This is a genomic window from Nocardia wallacei (assembly GCF_029868745.1).
In the GTDB taxonomy this organism is placed as follows: Bacteria; Actinomycetota; Actinomycetes; order Mycobacteriales; family Mycobacteriaceae; genus Nocardia; species Nocardia wallacei_B.
Window position 1 is genome coordinate 25,947 of sequence record NZ_JARWOP010000207.1, and the last position, 18,456, is coordinate 44,402.

General features: G+C 64.9%; 31 protein-coding genes and 1 tRNA gene. 2 read left to right on the forward strand and 30 right to left on the reverse strand.

Translation table 11 applies throughout. From position 1 onward, the window contains the following. The 3 genes from QH470_RS17190 to QH470_RS17200 all read right to left on the reverse strand — a co-directional run bounded on the left by QH470_RS17190 (window position 1) and on the right by QH470_RS17200 (window position 2,000). A complete protein-coding gene (locus QH470_RS17190; protein WP_280273383.1) occupies window positions 1-1,314 on the reverse strand; it encodes a PBSX family phage terminase large subunit in 1,314 nt (437 codons plus the stop codon). Continuing rightward, window positions 1,311-1,742 (reverse strand): hypothetical protein, encoded by a 432-nt coding sequence (locus QH470_RS17195; protein ID WP_280273384.1) that lies wholly within the window; start codon window positions 1,740-1,742, stop codon window positions 1,311-1,313. Before QH470_RS17195 ends, QH470_RS17190 begins: the two co-directional genes overlap by 4 nt. A gap of 185 nt (window positions 1,743-1,927) precedes the next feature. Then, window positions 1,928-2,000: transfer RNA gene (locus tag QH470_RS17200), tRNA-Asn, on the reverse strand. A gap of 715 nt (window positions 2,001-2,715) precedes the next feature. Here QH470_RS17200 and QH470_RS17205 point away from each other — a divergent pair. Next, the gene (locus QH470_RS17205; protein WP_280273385.1) at window positions 2,716-3,171 is read left to right on the forward strand and encodes a hypothetical protein; all 456 of its coding nucleotides are present in this window, start codon (window positions 2,716-2,718) and stop codon (window positions 3,169-3,171) included. 25 nt (window positions 3,172-3,196) lie between these two features. On the opposite strand, the gene QH470_RS17210 is transcribed toward QH470_RS17205, so the two are convergent. The 11 genes from QH470_RS17210 to QH470_RS17260 are packed head-to-tail and all read right to left on the reverse strand — an operon-like array spanning window position 3,197 to window position 9,195. After that, on the reverse strand, window positions 3,197-3,919 hold the full coding sequence (locus QH470_RS17210; RefSeq protein ID WP_280273386.1) for a hypothetical protein: 723 nt from the start codon (window positions 3,917-3,919) through the stop codon (window positions 3,197-3,199). Window positions 3,920-3,939: 20 nt separating this feature from the next. Next, window positions 3,940-4,401 (reverse strand): hypothetical protein, encoded by a 462-nt coding sequence (locus tag QH470_RS17215; RefSeq protein ID WP_280273387.1) that lies wholly within the window; start codon window positions 4,399-4,401, stop codon window positions 3,940-3,942. 5 nt (window positions 4,402-4,406) lie between these two features. Further along, window positions 4,407-4,976 carry a class I SAM-dependent methyltransferase gene (locus tag QH470_RS17220; protein ID WP_280273388.1) on the reverse strand — a complete coding sequence of 190 codons (570 nt, stop codon included), beginning with the start codon at window positions 4,974-4,976 and terminating at the stop codon, window positions 4,407-4,409. Beyond that, the gene (locus QH470_RS17225; protein ID WP_280273389.1) at window positions 4,973-5,527 is read right to left on the reverse strand and encodes a ParB N-terminal domain-containing protein; all 555 of its coding nucleotides are present in this window, start codon (window positions 5,525-5,527) and stop codon (window positions 4,973-4,975) included. Before QH470_RS17225 ends, QH470_RS17220 begins: the two co-directional genes overlap by 4 nt. Further along, window positions 5,524-6,603 (reverse strand): phosphoadenosine phosphosulfate reductase domain-containing protein, encoded by a 1,080-nt coding sequence (locus QH470_RS17230; RefSeq protein ID WP_280273390.1) that lies wholly within the window; start codon window positions 6,601-6,603, stop codon window positions 5,524-5,526. Before QH470_RS17230 ends, QH470_RS17225 begins: the two co-directional genes overlap by 4 nt. Further along, a complete protein-coding gene (locus QH470_RS17235; RefSeq protein WP_280273391.1) occupies window positions 6,603-7,184 on the reverse strand; it encodes a ParB N-terminal domain-containing protein in 582 nt (193 codons plus the stop codon). Before QH470_RS17235 ends, QH470_RS17230 begins: the two co-directional genes overlap by 1 nt. After that, the gene (locus tag QH470_RS17240; protein ID WP_280273392.1) at window positions 7,181-7,711 is read right to left on the reverse strand and encodes a DUF6378 domain-containing protein; all 531 of its coding nucleotides are present in this window, start codon (window positions 7,709-7,711) and stop codon (window positions 7,181-7,183) included. The genes QH470_RS17235 and QH470_RS17240 overlap by 4 nt, the downstream gene beginning before the upstream one ends. A 14-nt stretch (window positions 7,712-7,725) precedes the next feature. Continuing rightward, a complete protein-coding gene (locus QH470_RS17245; protein ID WP_280273393.1) occupies window positions 7,726-7,884 on the reverse strand; it encodes a hypothetical protein in 159 nt (52 codons plus the stop codon). Further along, a complete protein-coding gene (locus QH470_RS17250) occupies window positions 7,881-8,357 on the reverse strand; it encodes a RusA family crossover junction endodeoxyribonuclease (RefSeq protein WP_280273394.1) in 477 nt (158 codons plus the stop codon). The genes QH470_RS17245 and QH470_RS17250 overlap by 4 nt, the downstream gene beginning before the upstream one ends. 35 nt (window positions 8,358-8,392) lie before the next feature. Then, on the reverse strand, window positions 8,393-8,593 hold the full coding sequence (locus QH470_RS17255; RefSeq protein WP_280273395.1) for a hypothetical protein: 201 nt from the start codon (window positions 8,591-8,593) through the stop codon (window positions 8,393-8,395). Continuing rightward, window positions 8,590-9,195 carry a hypothetical protein gene (locus QH470_RS17260; protein ID WP_280273396.1) on the reverse strand — a complete coding sequence of 202 codons (606 nt, stop codon included), beginning with the start codon at window positions 9,193-9,195 and terminating at the stop codon, window positions 8,590-8,592. The genes QH470_RS17255 and QH470_RS17260 overlap by 4 nt, the downstream gene beginning before the upstream one ends. 213 nt (window positions 9,196-9,408) lie before the next feature. Between QH470_RS17260 and QH470_RS17265 the strand changes: the two genes are divergently transcribed. After that, entirely contained in the window at window positions 9,409-10,527 is a 1,119-nt protein-coding gene (locus QH470_RS17265) for a Shedu anti-phage system protein SduA domain-containing protein (protein ID WP_280273397.1), read from the forward strand. An 8-nt stretch (window positions 10,528-10,535) separates the two neighbouring features. Here the strand turns inward: QH470_RS17265 and QH470_RS17270 are convergent, their stop codons facing one another. The 16 genes from QH470_RS17270 to QH470_RS17345 form a co-directional block, all read right to left on the reverse strand. Continuing rightward, window positions 10,536-11,672, reverse strand: a complete 1,137-nt coding sequence (locus QH470_RS17270) for a hypothetical protein (protein WP_280273398.1) — start codon at window positions 11,670-11,672, stop codon at window positions 10,536-10,538. A gap of 234 nt (window positions 11,673-11,906) precedes the next feature. After that, on the reverse strand, window positions 11,907-12,245 hold the full coding sequence (locus QH470_RS17275) for a hypothetical protein (RefSeq protein WP_280273399.1): 339 nt from the start codon (window positions 12,243-12,245) through the stop codon (window positions 11,907-11,909). A gap of 82 nt (window positions 12,246-12,327) precedes the next feature. Continuing rightward, on the reverse strand, window positions 12,328-12,648 hold the full coding sequence (locus QH470_RS17280; protein ID WP_280273400.1) for a hypothetical protein: 321 nt from the start codon (window positions 12,646-12,648) through the stop codon (window positions 12,328-12,330). Next, window positions 12,649-12,969, reverse strand: coding sequence for a hypothetical protein (locus QH470_RS17285; RefSeq protein WP_280273401.1), 321 nt, complete (start codon window positions 12,967-12,969; stop codon window positions 12,649-12,651). A 43-nt stretch (window positions 12,970-13,012) separates the two neighbouring features. Beyond that, window positions 13,013-13,822: an AbiJ-NTD4 domain-containing protein gene (locus QH470_RS17290; RefSeq protein WP_280273402.1), complete on the reverse strand. Its 810-nt coding sequence runs from the start codon at window positions 13,820-13,822 to the stop codon at window positions 13,013-13,015. Between the two features lie 28 nt (window positions 13,823-13,850). Beyond that, window positions 13,851-14,288 (reverse strand): hypothetical protein, encoded by a 438-nt coding sequence (locus tag QH470_RS17295; protein ID WP_280273403.1) that lies wholly within the window; start codon window positions 14,286-14,288, stop codon window positions 13,851-13,853. A gap of 187 nt (window positions 14,289-14,475) precedes the next feature. Then, window positions 14,476-14,688, reverse strand: a complete 213-nt coding sequence (locus tag QH470_RS17300) for a hypothetical protein (RefSeq protein ID WP_280273404.1) — start codon at window positions 14,686-14,688, stop codon at window positions 14,476-14,478. Further along, window positions 14,685-15,080 (reverse strand): hypothetical protein, encoded by a 396-nt coding sequence (locus tag QH470_RS17305; RefSeq protein WP_280273405.1) that lies wholly within the window; start codon window positions 15,078-15,080, stop codon window positions 14,685-14,687. The genes QH470_RS17300 and QH470_RS17305 overlap by 4 nt, the downstream gene beginning before the upstream one ends. Window positions 15,081-15,169: 89 nt before the next feature. Further along, window positions 15,170-15,634 carry a single-stranded DNA-binding protein gene (locus QH470_RS17310; protein ID WP_280273406.1) on the reverse strand — a complete coding sequence of 155 codons (465 nt, stop codon included), beginning with the start codon at window positions 15,632-15,634 and terminating at the stop codon, window positions 15,170-15,172. Between the two features lie 27 nt (window positions 15,635-15,661). Then, complete coding sequence (locus QH470_RS17315; protein ID WP_280273407.1) at window positions 15,662-15,940, reverse strand: hypothetical protein; 279 nt, start codon at window positions 15,938-15,940, stop codon at window positions 15,662-15,664. Next, the gene (locus tag QH470_RS17320) at window positions 15,937-16,197 is read right to left on the reverse strand and encodes a hypothetical protein (RefSeq protein ID WP_280273408.1); all 261 of its coding nucleotides are present in this window, start codon (window positions 16,195-16,197) and stop codon (window positions 15,937-15,939) included. The genes QH470_RS17315 and QH470_RS17320 overlap by 4 nt, the downstream gene beginning before the upstream one ends. Next, window positions 16,194-16,478 (reverse strand): hypothetical protein, encoded by a 285-nt coding sequence (locus QH470_RS17325; protein WP_280273409.1) that lies wholly within the window; start codon window positions 16,476-16,478, stop codon window positions 16,194-16,196. Before QH470_RS17325 ends, QH470_RS17320 begins: the two co-directional genes overlap by 4 nt. Further along, a complete protein-coding gene (locus tag QH470_RS17330) occupies window positions 16,475-17,455 on the reverse strand; it encodes a DUF3560 domain-containing protein (protein ID WP_280273410.1) in 981 nt (326 codons plus the stop codon). Before QH470_RS17330 ends, QH470_RS17325 begins: the two co-directional genes overlap by 4 nt. Next, entirely contained in the window at window positions 17,452-17,637 is a 186-nt protein-coding gene (locus tag QH470_RS17335; protein WP_280273411.1) for a hypothetical protein, read from the reverse strand. The genes QH470_RS17330 and QH470_RS17335 overlap by 4 nt, the downstream gene beginning before the upstream one ends. Before the next feature lie 190 nt (window positions 17,638-17,827). Next, window positions 17,828-17,980, reverse strand: a complete 153-nt coding sequence (locus QH470_RS17340) for a hypothetical protein (RefSeq protein ID WP_280273412.1) — start codon at window positions 17,978-17,980, stop codon at window positions 17,828-17,830. Then, window positions 17,980-18,348 (reverse strand): hypothetical protein, encoded by a 369-nt coding sequence (locus QH470_RS17345; protein WP_280273413.1) that lies wholly within the window; start codon window positions 18,346-18,348, stop codon window positions 17,980-17,982. The genes QH470_RS17340 and QH470_RS17345 overlap by 1 nt, the downstream gene beginning before the upstream one ends. Window positions 18,349-18,456 lie beyond the last annotated feature (108 nt).

Sequence of the window (18,456 nt, forward strand, 5' to 3'; positions counted from 1 at the left end):
CTACGCTGCCTCCTTGGCGGCGGGGATCGCGACAGGGATCGCGAGCGAGTTGAACCACGCGTACTGCGACGACGCCACGGCGTACCGAAGTGCGTCACAGAAGTGGTCGGCGAACTTGACGGGCTTGTCCTCGCCCTTCTCCGAGGCTTTCGGATCCCAGACGTAGCCGGGCACCTCGTCGAGCAGGTGAGTGCAGCGGTCGGTGATCAGCAGCTGCCCCGACGAGAGAAGTGCTGCGACGGTGCGGATTCCGTCGAGGACGGAGTTCTCGGCGTCGGCGACGCGGGCTCTGCTGTCCCGGTACAGCTGAAGCTTGAAGCTCGCCGCGGCCGGGTCGACGAACACCCAGTCGGGCTCGTGCTTGTTGTCGGTCAGCCACTCGGTAAGCGACTGCGACAGTTCGGCGTCGGTGCCTCGCTGGGGCGCCCACTCGTCGATGACGTAGAGGCGGCCGTCGACACCCAGGCCGAGCAAAAGGCCGGCGGTCGGGTTCGTGGTCCCGTAGTCGACGCCGAGCCCCAGCACGCGGGAGAGGGCGGGGACGTCGCTCGCTGGGATGACGTGGCGACTGGCGTCGAACGCCTCGTAGATCATGCCGTCGGCGAGTGCCCAGCGGCCGAGGATCATCCGCTGGTAGAACAGGCCGGTGTACGACGCCTTGGTGTTGGCGACGTAGTCCGGCGGAAGGTTGTGGCTGTTGTCGTCGAGCGTGAACGTGATCCGGTGCAGGTTCAGCGGCCGGTCGGGATCTTCCGGCGGCAGGTCGCGGAATTTGTCGCGGCGGTCGTGGAAGACGCCGTCTCCGTCGATCCACAGCTTCGCCCGGTGGAGCCACTTCGTCAGGAACCAGTGCTGCGGCCCCTCGGGGTTGCAGGTCGCCCAGATCTTCGCGCCCTGGACCGACATGCGCGAAACCAGCATGTTCCAGAACGACTCTGGCAGCGTCGCCGCCTCGTCGACGTAGGCGCCCGCAAGGGTGAGGCCCTGGATCTTGGTCCGGGCCGCCTCGTTGTTCGCGCCGACCAGCAGCACCATGCGACCGCAGATCGTGACCGTTCCGGCGCCGGTGTTGATCACGACGCGGTCGGCGCCGTAGATCTCCTGAAGCGGCAGCAGCAGGTTGTTGATCAGGGTGCGTTCGGTGCGGCCAGCCATCAGCAGGTTGCCCTCTGGGCCGGTCCGGATGAACTCGACCCAATCCATCAGTGAGCCAATGGTCTTCCCGGACCGCACCGAGCCTTCGAGCACGTTGATCGCGGCGATGGCATATCGGTAGGCGAGCAACGCCTTTCCGCGAAGCGGGTTGACGTTCACTGCTCGTCCTCGTCTGCCGCCTTCTCGCCGAGCAACGATGCGTGGAACGCGTCGACGGCCGAGAGTTCGCGGCCCTCGCCACGGATGCGGAGCGCGGCCAGGTGGTCGAGACCGACGAACTTCGAGCGGCGCTCCATGATCTTCAGAGCGCGGTCGATGGACTGGAGATCGCCGCGTGACGCCTTCTTCCAGACGCCGAGGAACATCGCATCCAGTCGCGACAGTTCGAGCTGGAGAACCGATTCCGCGGGCTCCTTGGTCAGCTCCTTCATCGCTTCGGTTACGTACTCGTGCGCCGTGGAGATGGAGATGTCGAGCGCTTGCGCGATCTGCCGGAAGTTCGCTCCGGTCTCGCGCAGCTGCAATGCCTGGGCCATGCGCTTGCGGCGCTCGATGGACTCTGCGCTGGTCTTACTCTTTCCTGGCACCGCGGTGCCTCCTCGTGGTGCTCCGGCGCTCCTGGCGACCGGGGTAGGGCCGGTGGCCGTCTGGGCTTCCGGCTTGCGCCTCCTGCGCGGCGCCTCGTCCGCCAACGGGTCTGTGTGATGTGTGCGGGGGCGGCTGCGCAGGAGGGCAAGAAAAGACCCCGACCGGTGACCGGCGCGGGTGGGTGCTCGCGAACCAGGGATCGAACCTGGAACCTCCCGGTTAACGGCCGGGTGCTCTGCCAGTTGAGCTATTCGCGACTGTCCCGGATTACGCGCCGGGCCGCGGGTCCTTGCTCAGGCGAGGGCGGCAGAGCCGGTCTCGATCAGCAGGACGAGCAGGCGGATCAGGCATTCGGTCACGGGGCACCTCCTTCAGCAGAAAAGCGCCCGCGCTCTACCGGTGTGGGAGCGCGGGCGCTGCGAGAGGGCGCCGTCTGTCGCGGCTACCTGCTCTCGAATCATGTAGGCGCGGACTTGATCTCAGTGTCTACGTCATGCGCCAACGGCAGCAGCCTACCGGCGGAGTCACGACACCGCGGATTTGGAGTCAGGACAACTGCGGGCAACTGCGAATTGTGCGTATCTGGCGCGAAATCGAAGGTGAGCACGCGTCCAGGGGATCTGGTCAGCATCCTGGGCCGCACCTTCCGTATCCAGGACGACCGCTTCCTCCGCCCCAGAAGCCGCCACCCAACATCGGCCCTGCGATATCGTTCGCCCTGTGAAAGCCACACTGGCCCTAGTTATTTCGCCGGCAGTCATAGCCATCGGATTTGGAGTAGCTGCCCTCAATCGGCAGCTTCATTGGGGCATCCAATGGGGGCCAGTCGGTACGTGGGTGAGTGCGATACTTTCTGCTGTCGCCGTGAGTGTAGCCCTCTGGGTTGCGTTGGAAAACGATTCGGAGAGGAAGCGCGAACGTCGTGAAGAGAAGGAACGCGCGGCACGGAGGGCGCGAAGGATCCACCTCACTGTGGCCGCTGCAACCGAGAGCGGTTTCATCTGGCGACTGGATGTCCGAAACCGTGATGATCGACCAATCTACGACCTGCGCTTTGACCGAGGCTGGATCATCGACTGGCTGGATCAAGCGGCATACCCTGATGTGAAAGTAAACTTCCAGCCCCCAACGCGCATGATTGCAGCGGGCGATGAATGGCGCTCCGACGTGCTCGACGTAGCAGCGCGACATCTGCCCATAAAAAACTTGGAACGCTCAATCTACCTGCCTGCTGCAACTTTCGAGGACGACGACGGATACGTGTTCTGCTGGCACAACGATCCGTTGGAAACCATTGTCGAGCAGGGGGGCCGTGTTACTGGAACTTGGGTCATCCAAGAAGAAGGCGGCGACTACCCTGCGAACCAGCCAGCGTTTCATGCCGCTCTTGGACTCCGAGAGGGTTCGCAACCGCCAGCGAGCACCTAAAGGCACCAGTGTTCGGCTCCGCTGCTCAAGCTGCCCGCGGCACCGGCCGCAATTTCGCCCGCTGAGCGCGATGCAGCGCCAGCACATCACCCACCCGGAAAGTAGTCCCGCGCTGCTCGACACAGCCGATCAGTTTCCCGCGCTCATGCCACTTCCGGATCGTCGCCGCCTTCACCGGCGCACCCTCGAAATGCGGAAGCAACCGCGCCAACTCGGCAGCCGTCCCCGTGTACTCATCGGCTGCCTCACGCATCCATTCGCGATACAGACGCGCCTGATGCTCAGTCCCACACCGACGGCACTTCAGCACCCTCAGATACGAAGGACCGGCCACAGTTGTGCCGCAACCCTCGCAGTAACCGGCGATCTCAACCGAGGCCGGCGCGTCGACCGCACCCCACGCCTTTGTGATCGCCCCTAGCAGACCGCGGACCCACTTTTCAGCGCCGGGGCCGCGGCTTGCCCTCGGCAGATCCTCGAGAATGTCCAGCGCGGCGTCTTTCGGCGATAGTGCACGGGGCGCATACGGAACCACCGCGGCGGCGTAGCGCAGCGTCCGCAGCAGGTCGTGGCGTCGGTCGCTGGCGTAGTCGTTGAGGATCAACGGCCGGTCGTGGCCGCTGCCCGGCGTGCCCTCACCGCGCGGACGCGTGATGTCGGTGCGGGTGATCGTGACGTCGAGCTGTGCGAACAGCTCCGGTATGCGGCGCAGGTCGCGTACGAGCGCGTCGATCAGCTCAGCAGGCACGGCGGACAGCGGACGTCTCCTCAGAACAGCGCGCCGACCGGCTCGACCGGCGCGTTCGGATGGATGAACTTCACGGGCGCGAGCCCGTCGAGGTAGGTGGCCCTGCGCGGAAGATTCGCGGCGCGGCCGGGCCAGCGATTCGACGCACCGACCAGGTAGTGCTTCTTGATGGCGTAGAAGCCGCCGCGCTGGGTCTGCGGGTTGGGCCGGTACCCGGCTCGGATCCAGGCTGTGAACTCCGCCCAGAGGTCCGGTTGCCGGAATCTCATGTGCAGGATCAGGTGGCAGGTGATACACAGCGGCACATACGTTTCCGGCTGTGCGTAGTCCTCCAGATGGCCATGTATCGCGCCGTCGGTCTGCGCGCACACCGCGCATTCGGTCGGCGGATCCCACAGGCCAGACTCCCACATCCGGTTCAGCTCCATCTGGACGCGTTCGCGGTATGCGCCGGGGAATCCGTTGTACGTGGACATGGCCATGACGGCTACTCCTTCACGGTGAGATAGATGCGATGCTTGCCATCGAAAGTGACTGTCTGCCAACACTTTTCGAGTTCGGCAATTTCGTCGGTCACCGATCGTAGCCTGTGCGTCGCACCCTGACGAGGTGCGCGACCTTCCAAAAACAGGTGTCGCACACCCGCATTCGCGAGCGTCGCGCCCAGCATCGCGGGCGTCACTCCGGCGTTGTCCAGCTCCGGGAGTACCCGGCGCGCAACCACGATGCGGATCCGTCGAGAGTCGATGAAGTCGAACAGTTTCGGCATCTCGTCCGGGGTGAGCGTCCAGGGGCAGACCGCGCACCCGCGCCCGTAGGTGCCAGCGGCCTTCCCGGCTTCGATCGCCTTCGCATCGGCCTCGATGGCGGTCACGTTGAATCCGGTGCCCTCGAGCCGACGCGCGAGCAGCCCGGTCGACGAGCCGAGGTCGAGCAGGGCGCCGTCGGTCAGGTCGACTTCGGACCTGATCAGGTTGTAGATGTCGTCGTGGATCTTCGGGTACCGCCCGCTGCGCTGCCAGTCGTACAGGTGCTCGGCGGAGTCGTATCGGCTCATGCTGCGGCGTCCTTCGGATACCAGGCTTGCGAGTACGCCCACTGGCTGATGTTGCGGGCAGTGAACACGCCGTCCTGGGCCAGTAGGTCGACCTCGGCGCGAGTGCCGCCTATCTCCTGCGCGATCTGCTCCGGGTCCATGTGGTGCACTTCGAGCAGTTCGTGCACGATGGCCGACATCTCGACGGCGGCGTGCGAGCCCTTGGCTCGGTTGATCCGGATCGTCATGAGCATCGCCGCCGGCCTGTCGACGTCGAGCACCGCGACCGGCACGCGGCCCTTCCATCGGGCGTGGACTTCCTTCGAGTCCTGCGACAGTCGCCAGCGGTGGAATCCGTCGATGATGATGCGATCCGGATTCACCAGGAGCGGCTGTACCCAGCCGGTGTGCAGCAGCGACCGCGCGAGCAGGCGCAGCTCCGGCTTGTGGACGCGGTTGGGGTTCCACACATTCGGATCGAGCGTGTCGGCCGGTACCCACTGGATGTGGTTGAGCGGATCCTCGCCCGCGGGTGTCGGCGTCAGTTGGGGCAGTCCCTCGGTGTTGCTCACTTGGCGGCTCGTTTCTTCTGGTCAGCCTTGGTCAGTGGGGTGATATCACGCTTGTAGGCGCCAGCCATGACGGCCTTGAGAACGTGGTCCGGCGGGTATGCCTCGGGGCTGCGCCGCGCACGGATCCGCACGCCGCGCAGCACCTTCAGGGCCTTGGCGCGCTGGCGCTCGTCGGTGATGTTTTCCTCGATGTACGCCTGGACGCCGTCGAGCGAGCCTCCGTAACGGCGCATGAGGGCGTGGCGGTCCAGCTCGCCGTAATAGCGTTCCTGTACAGCCATTTCCGGCACGAGCTGAATCACCTGCTCGTAGAACGTCGGTGCGTACGAGCGGAGACGGCCGAATGTCTTCGCCGACTCGGCGTGCAGCGGCGTCGATACTCGCAGCGAGGTCCCGGACAACACCTGCGCGTCGTAGATCGGGCAGTACCGAATCTCGCGGTCGTAGAAGTACCGGAAGACGTCGTTCTCTTGCCAGTCGAACAAGGGCTTCACGGTCATCACGCGCGGGTCCTGGGTCGCGTTGATGTAGTTGTCGTGGAGCTTCGCCTTCATCGCGTTGAAACGCATGATCGACTCGGCCGCACGGACGCCGGTGACCATCGCGATCTTGCCCTTCTCGCCGCGAGAGACGACGGTGTCCGCGGTGTACTGGTCGAGCACCAGATTCCGCGGCAGGCCGAGCTTTTCGGCGGTCAGCGCCCACTCGGGCATCGGCCGCATGTGCTCGCGGTTCGGATCCCACTGGATGTAGCGAGTCGACTGGCCGAGGATGTACTTCGTCGACTCCAGCGGCACGCAGTACCAGCGCAGGTCGATCCAATCGAGCTGCCGGTAGTGGTTGACGAAGTCGATCACCTGATCGGGGATCAGCTCCTCGTCACGGAACACGGCCTTGATCGGCTGGTGGTCGCCGCGCTCGGTCGCCACTTCGTGCACGAGGTGCAGTGCTGCGAGCGAGTCCTTGCCTCCCGAGAATGCGACCAGCACCGTGTCGAACAGGTCGTAGACGCGGTGCATCCGCTTCTTGGCCTCGTCGTACACGTTGGCGTCGATGAAGCCTTTCACCCGCGGCATCAGTCGCGCTCTCCCACGGTCGCCTGGAGGTATTCGGTCAGCCGCTCGGCGACGGTGTCCTTGTCCGAATACGTCCGCTTCAGCCACTTCGTGAACTCGAACCAGACGTCTTGCTGCTGCTCGTCGTCAAAGATCAGGTTGTACGAGATGACGGGGTCGCCGAGTCCGGGCTTACCCTCCTCGTCGTCCGGCACGTCGACACCGGTGTCGATCGAGTCGAGCAGCTGGTCCAGCTCGGCGTCCGAGTAGCCGGTGCCCTCGAGGTCCGGGAGATCCTGCAACAGGTCGGTCAGGGCCGTGATGTCGTAGTGACCCTTGTCGGCGGTCCGGTTGTCGGCCAGGACGATTCGCTTCGCCTGCTCGTCGTCGACATCCACGTAGTGCACGTCGATGTCCTTCCAGCCGAGGTCTTTCGCACCGAGCAGGGTGTGATTGCCAGCCAGCACGAACTGGGTGGACTTCTGGACGACGATGGGGCGGTACTGGCCGTTCTTCGCGAGGCTGGACTTGATCGCGGCAACGTCACCGCGGCGCGGGTTGCCGGGGTACGGCTTGAGCTTGCTGATCGCGACGCTGGTCACTGGGCAATCCTTTCGGCGAGAACGGCGTAGCCGCAGATGTCGACATACGAGTCGCGGTGGAATCCGCGTTTGGCGCGCGAGACCTTCATCAGCACCATGAGATTGGCGACGTCGCGCGGGTCGAGAGGCACGCCGAGGTAGGCGGACCACAGGCCGGCGATCCGCCGGAACGACTCGGCCGGATTGCCGTACTGGGTCTCGCGGTCGCCGTCGATGAGGGCGGCAGCTTCCTCCAGCACGGTCAGCTGGCCAGGCTGCTCCTCGTCGTCCTGGTCGTCGAACGGGTCCGGGTAGATGTCCGCTGCGTGGTCGCCGGGCAGGGTCTCGCCGCGGTTGTTGTTCGCCGGTCCGGCCGGGCCGCCAGTTGCGAACGGGATGTTGGCGCCGTCGGGGATGCGCTGCATCGCGGCTTCGAACTGGACGCGCATGTTCTCTTTCAGGGGGCCGTCCGGATACTGCTGGGCCAGCTCCTCGAACTGGTTGGTCAGCTGCTCCTTGGTGATGCTGTTGACGGTCGCGGCGGACATGGGTTCCTCTCGGGTCACTGGCAGTCGCATTCGGTGTCGTCGTCGTCGATGTAGGGCGGCTCGCGGAATTGCTCGGTCCAGACGGCGGATGCGATTTCGGCGGGGTCGACGCTGCGGCAGATTTCGAGACTCAAGGTGATCCCGAGCGGCAGCTGGAGACGGAACTTGATCACGCGGCGACCGCCTGCGGGTCGGATCCGTCGTCGGCCAGGCGCCAGACGAGTTCGACCCACAGCGAGCCGGGCTGACCGGGCTGCGCGGCGTGAATGATCGGCTCTGGCTTGGTCATCCAGCGCGGTGTGTCGTCTGGGACCATGCCGTAGCCGATCTGCGCGGGCACCGGCCGCCGGGTGCGTGGCGATATGCGTGCCGGCCTGCCCTTGGTGAGTGCGTCGTAGATCGGCTTCGCTGTCGCGATCAGGTTGTCGGTGTCGCGTACGCGGTTGTCGCGTGGCCGGTAGTGCAGTTGGACGGTGACGTGGTCGACGCCGCGCGGGAGGTAGGCGAGAGCGGCGAGGCGGCACACATCGGTGCGCAGCTGCTTGCGCTTGCGGGACCTGGCGAGGGCGGCGCCGCGGGATGCGCCGGAGTCGTTCAGTGACAGAGGCGGTTTGGTGTACGGCAGCGGTAGGACGGCACTGCTCATGGGGGCTGGCTCCTCGTGTCGATGGCGGTCGACGGTCAGGGTTCGAGGGAGATCGGAGTGTCGTTCGCCAGCGTGAGCGGCTGCTCTCCGGCGAATCCGGAAGTGACCCAAGCGACGGTGTGCGTCGTCTTGCGTTCCAGGCCGACGAGTTTGACGCGGTGGCAGCGTCGGCTGTCGCGGTAGACGAGCATCATGCCGATGTCGCGGCGGTCGAGCTGGGCGAAGGTCTTGGTCATGCTGCCTTCTTGGTGAAGCGGCGGAATTTCGTTTGGCAGGACAGGCATCGACCGCGGGAGTGATGGCGGACGTGGCCTTCCGGGACTTCGGCGTTGCGGCCGACGAGAGGGCGCTGGCAGTCGACGCAGTGCGTCGGCCGGATCTTGTAGACCTTGGCGAGTTGGCCTGAGCGGTCGGTGGCGGAGTAGCAGCCCTTGCACAGTCCGCGGGCGGCAAGGTGGGCCTCGTTGACGCCGAGGGGCTGACCGGCCGGGACGAGGCGGCGCTGGCATCCGGCGCAGACGGGGATCCGGTCGTCTCCGCGTCCATATCGGTTGATCATCTCCTGTAGCGCCAGCGTGGTTTCGTTGTCGCCGCGGCATACGAGTCCGGCGGCGATCACTCCGTCGGCGGGGAGGGTGATCTCCGGCTCGGTGGCGAGCTGGCCGGAGCCGAGCGCACGGCGCGCGCAGGCGACGAATCGGCTGATCGGGCACTCGGTTTCGCAGATCGTGATGGCGGCGATCGTCTCCGGGTAGAAGTGCCAGTCGGGGTCGTCGCCGGGCTGGACGAAACGGGCGTCGCGGTGGCACGGCGCCTGGCCTTCCCTGCTCTCCGTCACACAGCAATGCTCGCCACTGCGCGCGCATTGCGCAACACCACTGCGCGTCACCGTGTGTTGCAAAGCCTCAGGTATGACCTATTTTTCGAGGTCATTGCCCTGATGAGGCGAGATACAGCAACACACTGGCAAGTCGTTCCGCCTAGGCTACGTACACTTTTCCGTAGCGTGTTAGGCCAGCATCCCCGACCCCCGCCGCCCGGAGTGCAAAAGATGTCTTCCATCGACCCAACCGATCCACGACCGTACTCGCACCTGTCGGATTACCTCGTGACGCACGGCAGCATTCAAGCTGCGGCAATCAAGGAATATGATGAAGCTCTCGACGCCGCTCCCAATGAAGCTGCGATGCAGAAGTTTCTAGAAGAGCATCCTCGATTCTTGACTCAGCTCCTTAGAGGTGGTGGTGATCGCTGGGTTATCCCAACAAAGAGGTTGGGCTCGGAGCATGTGACCGACTTCCTAATTGCGGATCAAGATTCAGCGGGTCTGGTTTGGTATGCCGTCGAACTCGAACGTCCACAAGCCAAGCTGTTCACAACAAAAGGTGACCCAACGTCCGCACTAACACATGCAGTTCGGCAAATAAATGACTGGCGCAGCTGGTTGTCCCGAAACCGCGATTACGCGAGCAGATCCCAAACGGAATCCGGGCTTGGCCTGCAGGACATCGATCCGGAACTCGATGGCATTATCGTGATTGGACGCAGAACTGAGCAAGCGCGGGATATTGATGATCGGCTGCGCCGACTTGCCCGAGATCATCGTCTTACAATCTGCACCTTTGACTGGCTCGCCGAAACCGCACGCCAGACGCTCCCCCCTCCCAACCCGATGGCGGACTTCCTTCTCTCTTTCAGGAGCGAGAAGAGGGTAAGCGAGCAGGCGGTGCAAGAGGTATTCGGCAGCATCGGCTCGGCTACCAGTTTTGTTAGTGCCGCTCGGACGGTCGATTGGGAATCTGTCGAAATTGCCGACGGTGTAGACGCTTTATTTTACATAGTAAGGACGTACCGTAAACATCCGCCTGAGCTGGGTCTATACGATTGGAACGATTGGCAATCATGGATAATCGAGAACGGTGTTTCTGAAAATAATATGAATTTCATGGTCTCCGAACAGGAGCCAAGCTCAGAGCTTCGCGAAAAATTGGAAGTTAACGCTGATGGCGTGTGGTCCCTGCAAGAGAAGGGTCGTTGGCCTCAGCTAAGTGTGTTGGCATTCATCCCACGTGATCTCGAGCTCGACATAGCAAAGAAGCGTGCAGAAGTAGCGCGCGAACTCTTCATCCGATACTGGAATTCTCGGTCGACAGCGCAGGAGTTTGAGTAAACCAGCGACTAAACCAACGATAGGTCAGCTATGTCTCCGCCGCGGGTGAGGTAGATCAGAGCGCCGCGGCGGGACTCGACGCCGTGCTGCTCGCGGTAGTAGTTCGAGCCGCCGTCGAGCGTCGAGGACTGGATCCGCGCACGCTTATCCGTCGTCTCCAGCTCCCACGTGTGGTAGTGGCCGTGGACCAGAACGTCAGCGGCTCCGGGGTTCTGGCCGTGGAACGCCTGACCTGCCCACCACTCCATCGCCTTGCCGCGGCGCCACTGATGGCCGTGCGCGATCGTGAAGACGGTGTCTCCGGCCGGGACGGTCATGTAGCCGCGCTCGGGGTCCGGCGTGCGGATCTGCACGTGCCCGTACGCGGCTGCGTTGCGTTCGAGGCCCTTGGCGACGCTGCTCGCGGCATGGGTGGCCCAGCCGTCGCCGGGCCGGGTGATCTGGAATCGCTGCGCCTCATCGTGGTTGCCGTTGACGACGTCGACGAGCAGTTCGTCTGTGCTGTCGGCGAATCCGTCGATCGTCGTGTAGAGCAGCTGCTCGAACACGGCGATCTGCTCGGTCACGGTGAGATCGGTGCGCCACCAGTTCCGGCCGCCCTGGCTCTGGTTCCCCTCGACGCAGTCGCCGGGGAACATCAGGTGAACCGTGCCGACGGTGCGCGCGGCGCGCAGCTGCCGGTACTTCTCGATGGCACGCTCGACCGCTTCGAGGTAGCGGGCAACAATCTGATCGGTTCCGCCGTTGTCGCTCTTGCCGATCTGCAAGTCCGATGCCTGGAAGTTGAAGACGGCCGGTCCGCCGGCCTGCGGGCGCGGGGCGGGTGCGCGGTCGATGATCTGGGCGATCAGCTGCTCGGCTGCGACGCCGCCTGGTCGGTCGGCGACGATATAGAAGCGGTCGGCCTGGAGCCATTCGCCGGTGAAGCTCTGCCAGCGCGAGATGCGCACGGGCCGCTCAGGATCCAGCCGCACTCCTTGTCCCGCAAGGCCGTGCTTCTTGAGAAGTTCGTCGAACGCGACCGTCTCGTCGACGGGGTGCGGGTCCGAGTCGACGAAACCGGTCCGGCCGTCGTACTCGATGCGTGGTTTGTACTGCGGTTCACGGGCGGGCGGCTGGGCGGCCAGATCGGCGGCGATTCCCATGCTCAGTCCTTCGGGGGCAAGGGCAGTCGCCGAGCGTGTGGGCGTAGAACATGGCGGAGCTGCCGGTGTAGCCGCGGGCGCGGGCGACTCGGAGGAGCGCGGCTTTGGTGCCTCCATTGGAGAGCCACGCGTCAGCTTCGGCGCGGTCGGAGTCGGTGAGTGTGTCGAACCATCGGCCGCTGATACACGCTTTCGCGGAGGCGGATTCGGCGATCAGGTCGTCGGTCAGGCTCATCAGAACCCGATGCAGTAGCGGATGACCTGGAACGGTCCGCGGGCTGCGAGGTCCTGGCTGTCCAGAGCGACGTCGGAGCCGGTTGTGTACCAGCTTTCGCGCGCCTTTTCCCAGATCGAACCGTCGGTCTTCGACATGACGATCGCGTTGTCGGTGAATCCGTCGAGAAACTTCACCACGTCGGCCGAGGCTGCGACGACACTCGGCCAGTTGCTGGCCGTCAGGCTGCCGAGTACCCGCGCGAGGGAACACAATTCGGCAGTCCCCGCGGCGCATTGGCGGCTGAAGTCCGGGTCGACTTCGACAGCGATGGCGGCGTGGAGAACTGCGTCGATCACGCGGTAAGGCTGGGCAGGCAAACGGTGCTCCTGGGGGCTGGTTCGGTGAGGAGAGGGAGCGGCCTGGCGGGACCGCGCCGTCTCAGGCTGCGGGGGCGAGGTACTTCGCGGCGACCGCTTCGGGGCGGGCCGGGTAGAACTCGCCGAGTGGGCCTTGGAGCACCCAATCGTGTGCCTTGAGCGGAAGCCATTGCTTCCGTTCGCTGTTCCACACTTCGGCTGTGATGTCCGGGTCCTGGTAGGCGGCCGGGTATGCCTGGTCGCCTGGGTATTCGCGCACGCAGGGGACGGGGCCGAATGCCTTGCGGCCGAGCATTTCCACATTGATCTCGTGGACGTTGTCGCCGGTGTACTGGACGGCCTTGATGTCGATCGGCTTGGCTCGCAGGGTGACGGCAGGCATTTAGGCGCGCACTTCGATCAGAGTTGCGTCGGCGGGGGCTTCGATAGTGAGACGCCCGGTGTGGTCGTTGTCCGTTGCGGGGCCGAGAGTGATGGGCCAGGCGGGGACGGGCCGGGTCTCGTTGGTCGGGCCGACTGCGATGTTCCAGCATCCTGTGTCGGGGTCGTCGTCCAGGCGGACTCGGAGTTCGCCTGTCGCGGAGACGATGTGGAACTGGGCGCCGCTATAGGCGTCGAACTCGTCGCGTCGGCCCTCGAAGTCGTCGGCAGTGACGACGACTGCGGTGTCGTCGTTCTTGCCGGAGAAGCTGTAGCGGGGCACGCGCTGACCGTATGGCCTGTTGGAGCTGGTTGCAGAGTTGGAGTCACCGTGAGGGCGGAGTACGGCCCTCAGCGTAGGCAGCAGTCAACAGATTGATGAAGGCAGAAGCCGTTATGAGGATGTACCGTGCAAGTGCTTGCGACACTTCCGGAGCGTTCTCGCCACCATGGCGGATCCCGTCTGCATCGCTCGCGTAGCCGTACATCTTCTTCCATGCGTCAAGTAGAGCCGGGTGGCTGAACTGGCCGTCACGCTTGAGTTGGTCGACTGCTCCACCAAGTGTGTTCTTGCCGGTCAGCGATCCCGCAAGTGCTTCCACTGCGCTGATTGATTCTTTGACGGAATTCGGATAATCGGGCTCAGTCCTGTTGGACAGCAAGGAGACTGCGGCACCCAGATGGTGTTGAACGGCATCGTGCTCAACCGACAGTGCCTGTTCGATCTCCTTCAATTCGCCGGTATCGCTGATCGGGACAACTTCACCCTTGGTCACGCGGTAGCCAGCGAGGTTCCGTTCGAGAATATAATTGAAGGTGGAGATGTCTTCGTCCTTATTCTCTGCCACCTCCTCAAGTATCGCCTCGATTAGGTCGTAGACCTCGTACCACTCTGAGGATTTGAACCGTATCTTAATCGCTGCTTCCAGCTCGGACCTCCGCTGCGGGTACTTATCCAAATCAAGGAAGAAATGGTGTACCCAGACTTGTCTGAAGATTTCATCGGGATCGTCATTCTCATTGAAATACAGGGTGTATACGAGATTCCAGAGATCGGTGCGAAGGTCGGCGTCTATCTCTTCGACCTGAGCGACTTTGCGCACAGGAACGTAGCCGAGCCGTTGTGAGAATTTCATATCGGAATGATGCCAGGCCACACCGACCTCATGGACAGTGTGCACTCGGCACGGCGCCGTCGAACTTCCCGAGGTCGCCGGTCTGGGCGATGCCGAGCTTGCCAATTCCGATGTGCCCGTTGGCCAGCCGGTGATCGTAGGTGTCGGTGCTGCCGGTCGAGCAGTTGATCCGTACCCAGTACCCACCCTCGGCCAGCGTCGGCCGCAGCGTCCGGGCCACCTTGTTGTAGGTGTTCAGCAGGTCGGTCGGATCGGCGCTCGACGTTGTCACCCGGATCTCCTTGCCGACGACCTCGTGTGTGTACGGAGGCGGCTCGGGGAAGGCGGTGGCCGAGGCCGGCGGGGCGCTCTTGGTGGACGACGGCGCCGCGCTGGTGCTGTCGGTGCTGGAGCATGCGACGACGACCGAAGCGGCGGCAGTGGCGATGAGAGCGACCAAAACGGCCGGTCGAGCAGAGCTGATCACGAATAGATCATCCTGGCTGGAAGGGTTCTCGTTACCAGAAAGCCCCGCTGGCGGGGGATCGCCAGCGGGGCTTGGTGTCCGGTGCTCTACAGCTCTCCGGCCTGTTCGAGGATCCGCATCGCGTATGCGACGGCGTCGGCGCTGTACATATCGCGGTGCTCGAACACGTAACGAGCTTCGGCCGTCGTCATGCGGGCCACCCCACTTCGCGCCGGAACGCGGCCTTGCGGCGCTCCTGCAAGTCGCGCAGCTCGTGTAGATCCTCGCGGTACTTGATCCGGTCGCTACTCGACGGCGTGGCCTGCAACTTGTCGGTCAGGGTGCGGATCTGCTGATCGAGCGCGACCCGTTCGTCGTGCGCGGCCTGGTCGACGATCCGCGGCTGATCGGGGGCCGTCACTGCGCGACTCCGTCCCTGTGCGGCTTCGGCATTGCGGCAGCCAGCTTCTCGGCGGCGATCCGGGCGATCGTGGCGCACTGCTGGGCCTGCGCGCCGCGGTGCGCTGACGGGTGGGTGAGCACCGCGCGGATACGTTCGAGGGCCTGGTGAGCGTCCCGCGCGGCGAACACCATGTCGATGAGCGTTTCCCGGCGGGTCTCGGCCCGGTTGTCTGCGGTGCGGAATTCCCGCGAGAGGTTGGCGTTGCGCCGATTCATGGTCGCGAGGTGGTCGAGCAAGTCGGCGGTCTCGCGGGTGGTGAGAGTGAGGGTGGGGTGCTGCTCGCCGCTGAGGATGGCGTCGGCCGCGGCGGTGGCCACCTTGGCGTGGAGCGTGTCGACGATATGGGGCACGATCTGGTTCCTTTCGGTGCGCTGGCGGGCGCGTGGTGCGAGGATGACCGGGCTGGGCGGGCCACTGTGCGTGACCCGCCCGGACCAATTCATTCGGGGGTCAGAACGGCGGCTGCTCGTCCTTGGTGGTGGTGCCCCAGGGATCCGTCGTCCGCGGCGCTCGACCGCTGACCACCGTTGCCGTTGCCGTTGCGGCTGACCTTGCTGACCTTCGCGGTCGCGTACTTCAGCGACGGGCCGACGTCCTCGACCTCCAACTCCACGCTGGTGCGCTTCTGGCCGTCCTTCTCCCAGCTGCGGGACTTCATGCGGCCGTGGACGATCACGCGAGTGCCCCTGGTCAGGCTCTCGGCGACGTTCTCGGCCGACTCACCCCAATACGCGCACCGCATGAACAGCGCTTCGCCGTCCTTCCACTCGTTCGTCCGGCGGTCGAACGTGCGCGGCGTCTGGGCGACCGTGAAGTTCACGACGGCCTGCCCGGCGGGCGTGTACCTGAGTTCCGGATCGGCGGTCAAGTTGCCCATCAGGGTGGTCAGGGGCTCGTTGGACATGGTTGTGTTCCTTTCGGGTGGGTTACTTCAGGACTTGCGGTCGTTGTGGGCGTTGCGGCACGGGAAGCACCGGCAGCCCCAGTTCTGGTAGGTGCTCGCGGTGCCGTGCTGAAGCCGGTTGCCCTTGTTGTCGCAGGGTGCGTACCAGCGGCCGTTGCGCAGGATGCGCCGGTCGAGCCGAGCGCGCCGGATGCCAGCGGTGTAGACGCGCAACGCTTCTCGGCAGTCCGCGCATCGGCAGCCGTGCTTGGTGTAGCTGTTGAGGCTGCCGTGCCGGATCACCGGGGGCTCGAGGACCGCGGTCACTGCTCGGCCTCCGCTACCCGCTTGAACCCTCGGCCGCCGAGCCGGTCGGCGCGCATCTTCGTCGGCCGCATCGGCTCGGTGACCTGGCCGTCGTACTCCTGGCGGGTCACGATGCACAGCGCGAACGTCTCGCCGTACTCGGCTTCGAGGCTGTCGACCAGCAACGTACGAACGTTCGACGGACGGGTGTCCTGGAACTGGTCGCCGGGGCGGATGGTCAGGCCCTTCTTGGTGGTGTAGGCGGTTGAGGTGGTCACAGGTCGAACTCCATATCTCGTGCGAGGTCGGTGTAGTGGTCCTCGGCGTCGGCGAATGCCGGGCCGTCGTCGACGACACAGCCGGGGCACTGGCACAGGGCCGGATCGTTGGCGACGTAGCTGCGCCACGCGCAGTCGCAGAGGTGGGCGTGGTGCGCGTACGGGTCGGCCAGGTGGACGTCCATGCCGACGTGGCCGGAGAGCACGATGTCGTAATCGTCGGTGTCGTCTGCGATCTCGCGGAGGTCGGCGACCGAGAGCCGCGCGTAGAGGATGCTCACGCGGACACCTGCGCAGCCTCGGCGGCGGACTTGATTCCGCGGATCTCGTGATAGACGACCGTGTCGGTGTAACCGGGGACGTAGAGGCTGTCGACGCTGACCGACTTCGCGTTGACGCGGACGACCTTGTACCAGCTGCCTCGATAGTTGATCCAGTCGCCCTTGCTGACGTCGGCCTTGCTGTAGCCGGTGGTCTCGCCGTTGGCGATCTGCTCGGCGCGGACGCCCTTCCAGTACTCGATCTCGTCGGCGCGCTGGGTCATGCGGGCCTGCACACGTTCCCGATAGTCGCCGCTGGCCGGAGGGTCGATGAACACGTACGGCGGACGTCCGCGCTTTCCTCCGTCCAGGGTCCGCTGGTCGCCGCGCTGCTCGGCTTCCAACTTCTCGATGCGGTTCGCGACGGTGACCGGCGCGTACCTGTGATCGGTTGTGCGGGAAGCAGCTTCGGCGCGCTGTTGGGCGTGGTCGGCTGCTTTGTGTGCCTCCACCGATCGGCCGAGGGCGTCCCAGGCTCGCTCGATCGACTTGCGGTGTCGATGCTCAGAGTGGTGGCCGATCTTGATCGGCTCTCCCATCGGTGGGACTGCGTCATGGGCGCGCTGGTGGGCTGCGTCGGCGGCTTGAGCCTGCCGGCCTCGCCGGTCGGCCTTCGCCTCCAGGGCCGCGACCCTGTCTTCCTGCCGTTCGGCGCGGGCGGCCTCGGCGTCGGCGGCGGTGCGGGCGGTGCGGTCGATGGACAGTTCGACCGCGTATCCGGCGGCGCGGAGCGCCTTGGCGGCGGACTCGATGTGCCACTGCTTCGGCTGCCTGTCGCGGGAGTTGAGGATGATCCAGCATTGGAGGCTGCGCGCCCATTTCCAGTGGCCGACAGTGCGTTTCACGCTGAGCATGACTTCGTAGGTGCCGTCGCCTCGCTCGGTGCCTTCGAGCATGGTGCCTTCGGCTGCGGTGTGGGTGATGGTCAGGTGGCTCATGCCTCACCCCGCAGGGTGCGAAGCTCCTGGTCGATGGCCTCGAGTTCGATGCCGGTCTCGGCTGCGACGGTCTTGCGCTGGTCGGTGAGTTTCTGGCGCCGGGCGTGGAGTACCCGGATCCTGGCCATCAGCCGATCTACGTCGGCCTGGGGCGCATTTGTGCTCTGTCCGTAGTCGGACATGGTTGGTTCCTTTCGGGTCACCGGTGGCGGCCGGTGTGGGGGTGTGACCGTGGCGGCGGTCAGCGGATGATGACGACGATCTCGCCCTTGTAATTGCAATGGCGGCAGCCCTGCCCGTTGCAGGGATCGCAGATCGCCCAATGGGGGAACGGCATTGGCTGGTTCCTCGGGGTTGTGACCGTGGCGGCGGTCAGGTGTCGTCGGCAGCGAGGTCGAGCAGGTCGCTCGGGTACTCGTGGCCGTCGGTGTCGATGTTGAACAGCAGATCGAGCGGCTGCTGTGGCTTGCCGGTGGGCCGGAGCGCCGCCTGGATGCGGCGGCGCTTCCGGTCTCCGTCGCTCACTACGCGACTTCGGCGTCGTACTCGGCGTTGATCTGGTACGCCTCGTCCTCCATCGCGGCCTCGTAGGCCGGGGACTGAACGGCAACGACGGTGTGCCCGGCGGCGTGCAGGGCGGCCACGCATTCGGCGACCTTCTCGACGATGCGGTCGCCGGTCTTCGGCCCGTAGGTCTCGGCGTCGATGGCGGCGGCCTCGTTGAGCCGGTGGAATGCGCCGACGTTGCGGGTCGCGGCGACCGGCCACGCCTTGTCGAGCCATCCGGCGACACCCTCGGACGGGATGACCAGAATGTCGCCGTCGGCGATCTGATCGTCGCACTGGCTGCGGTCGTACGCTTCGTCGGACGACGCGAAAATATGCACTGTCACGGTGCTGGTTCCTTTCGAATCCCGGTGGCGGCCGGGGGTTTTGGGTGTTGGTCCGGTGTTTGCTGGTCATCGGCCCAACGAAATCGAAACTATCCTGCACACCGCGCA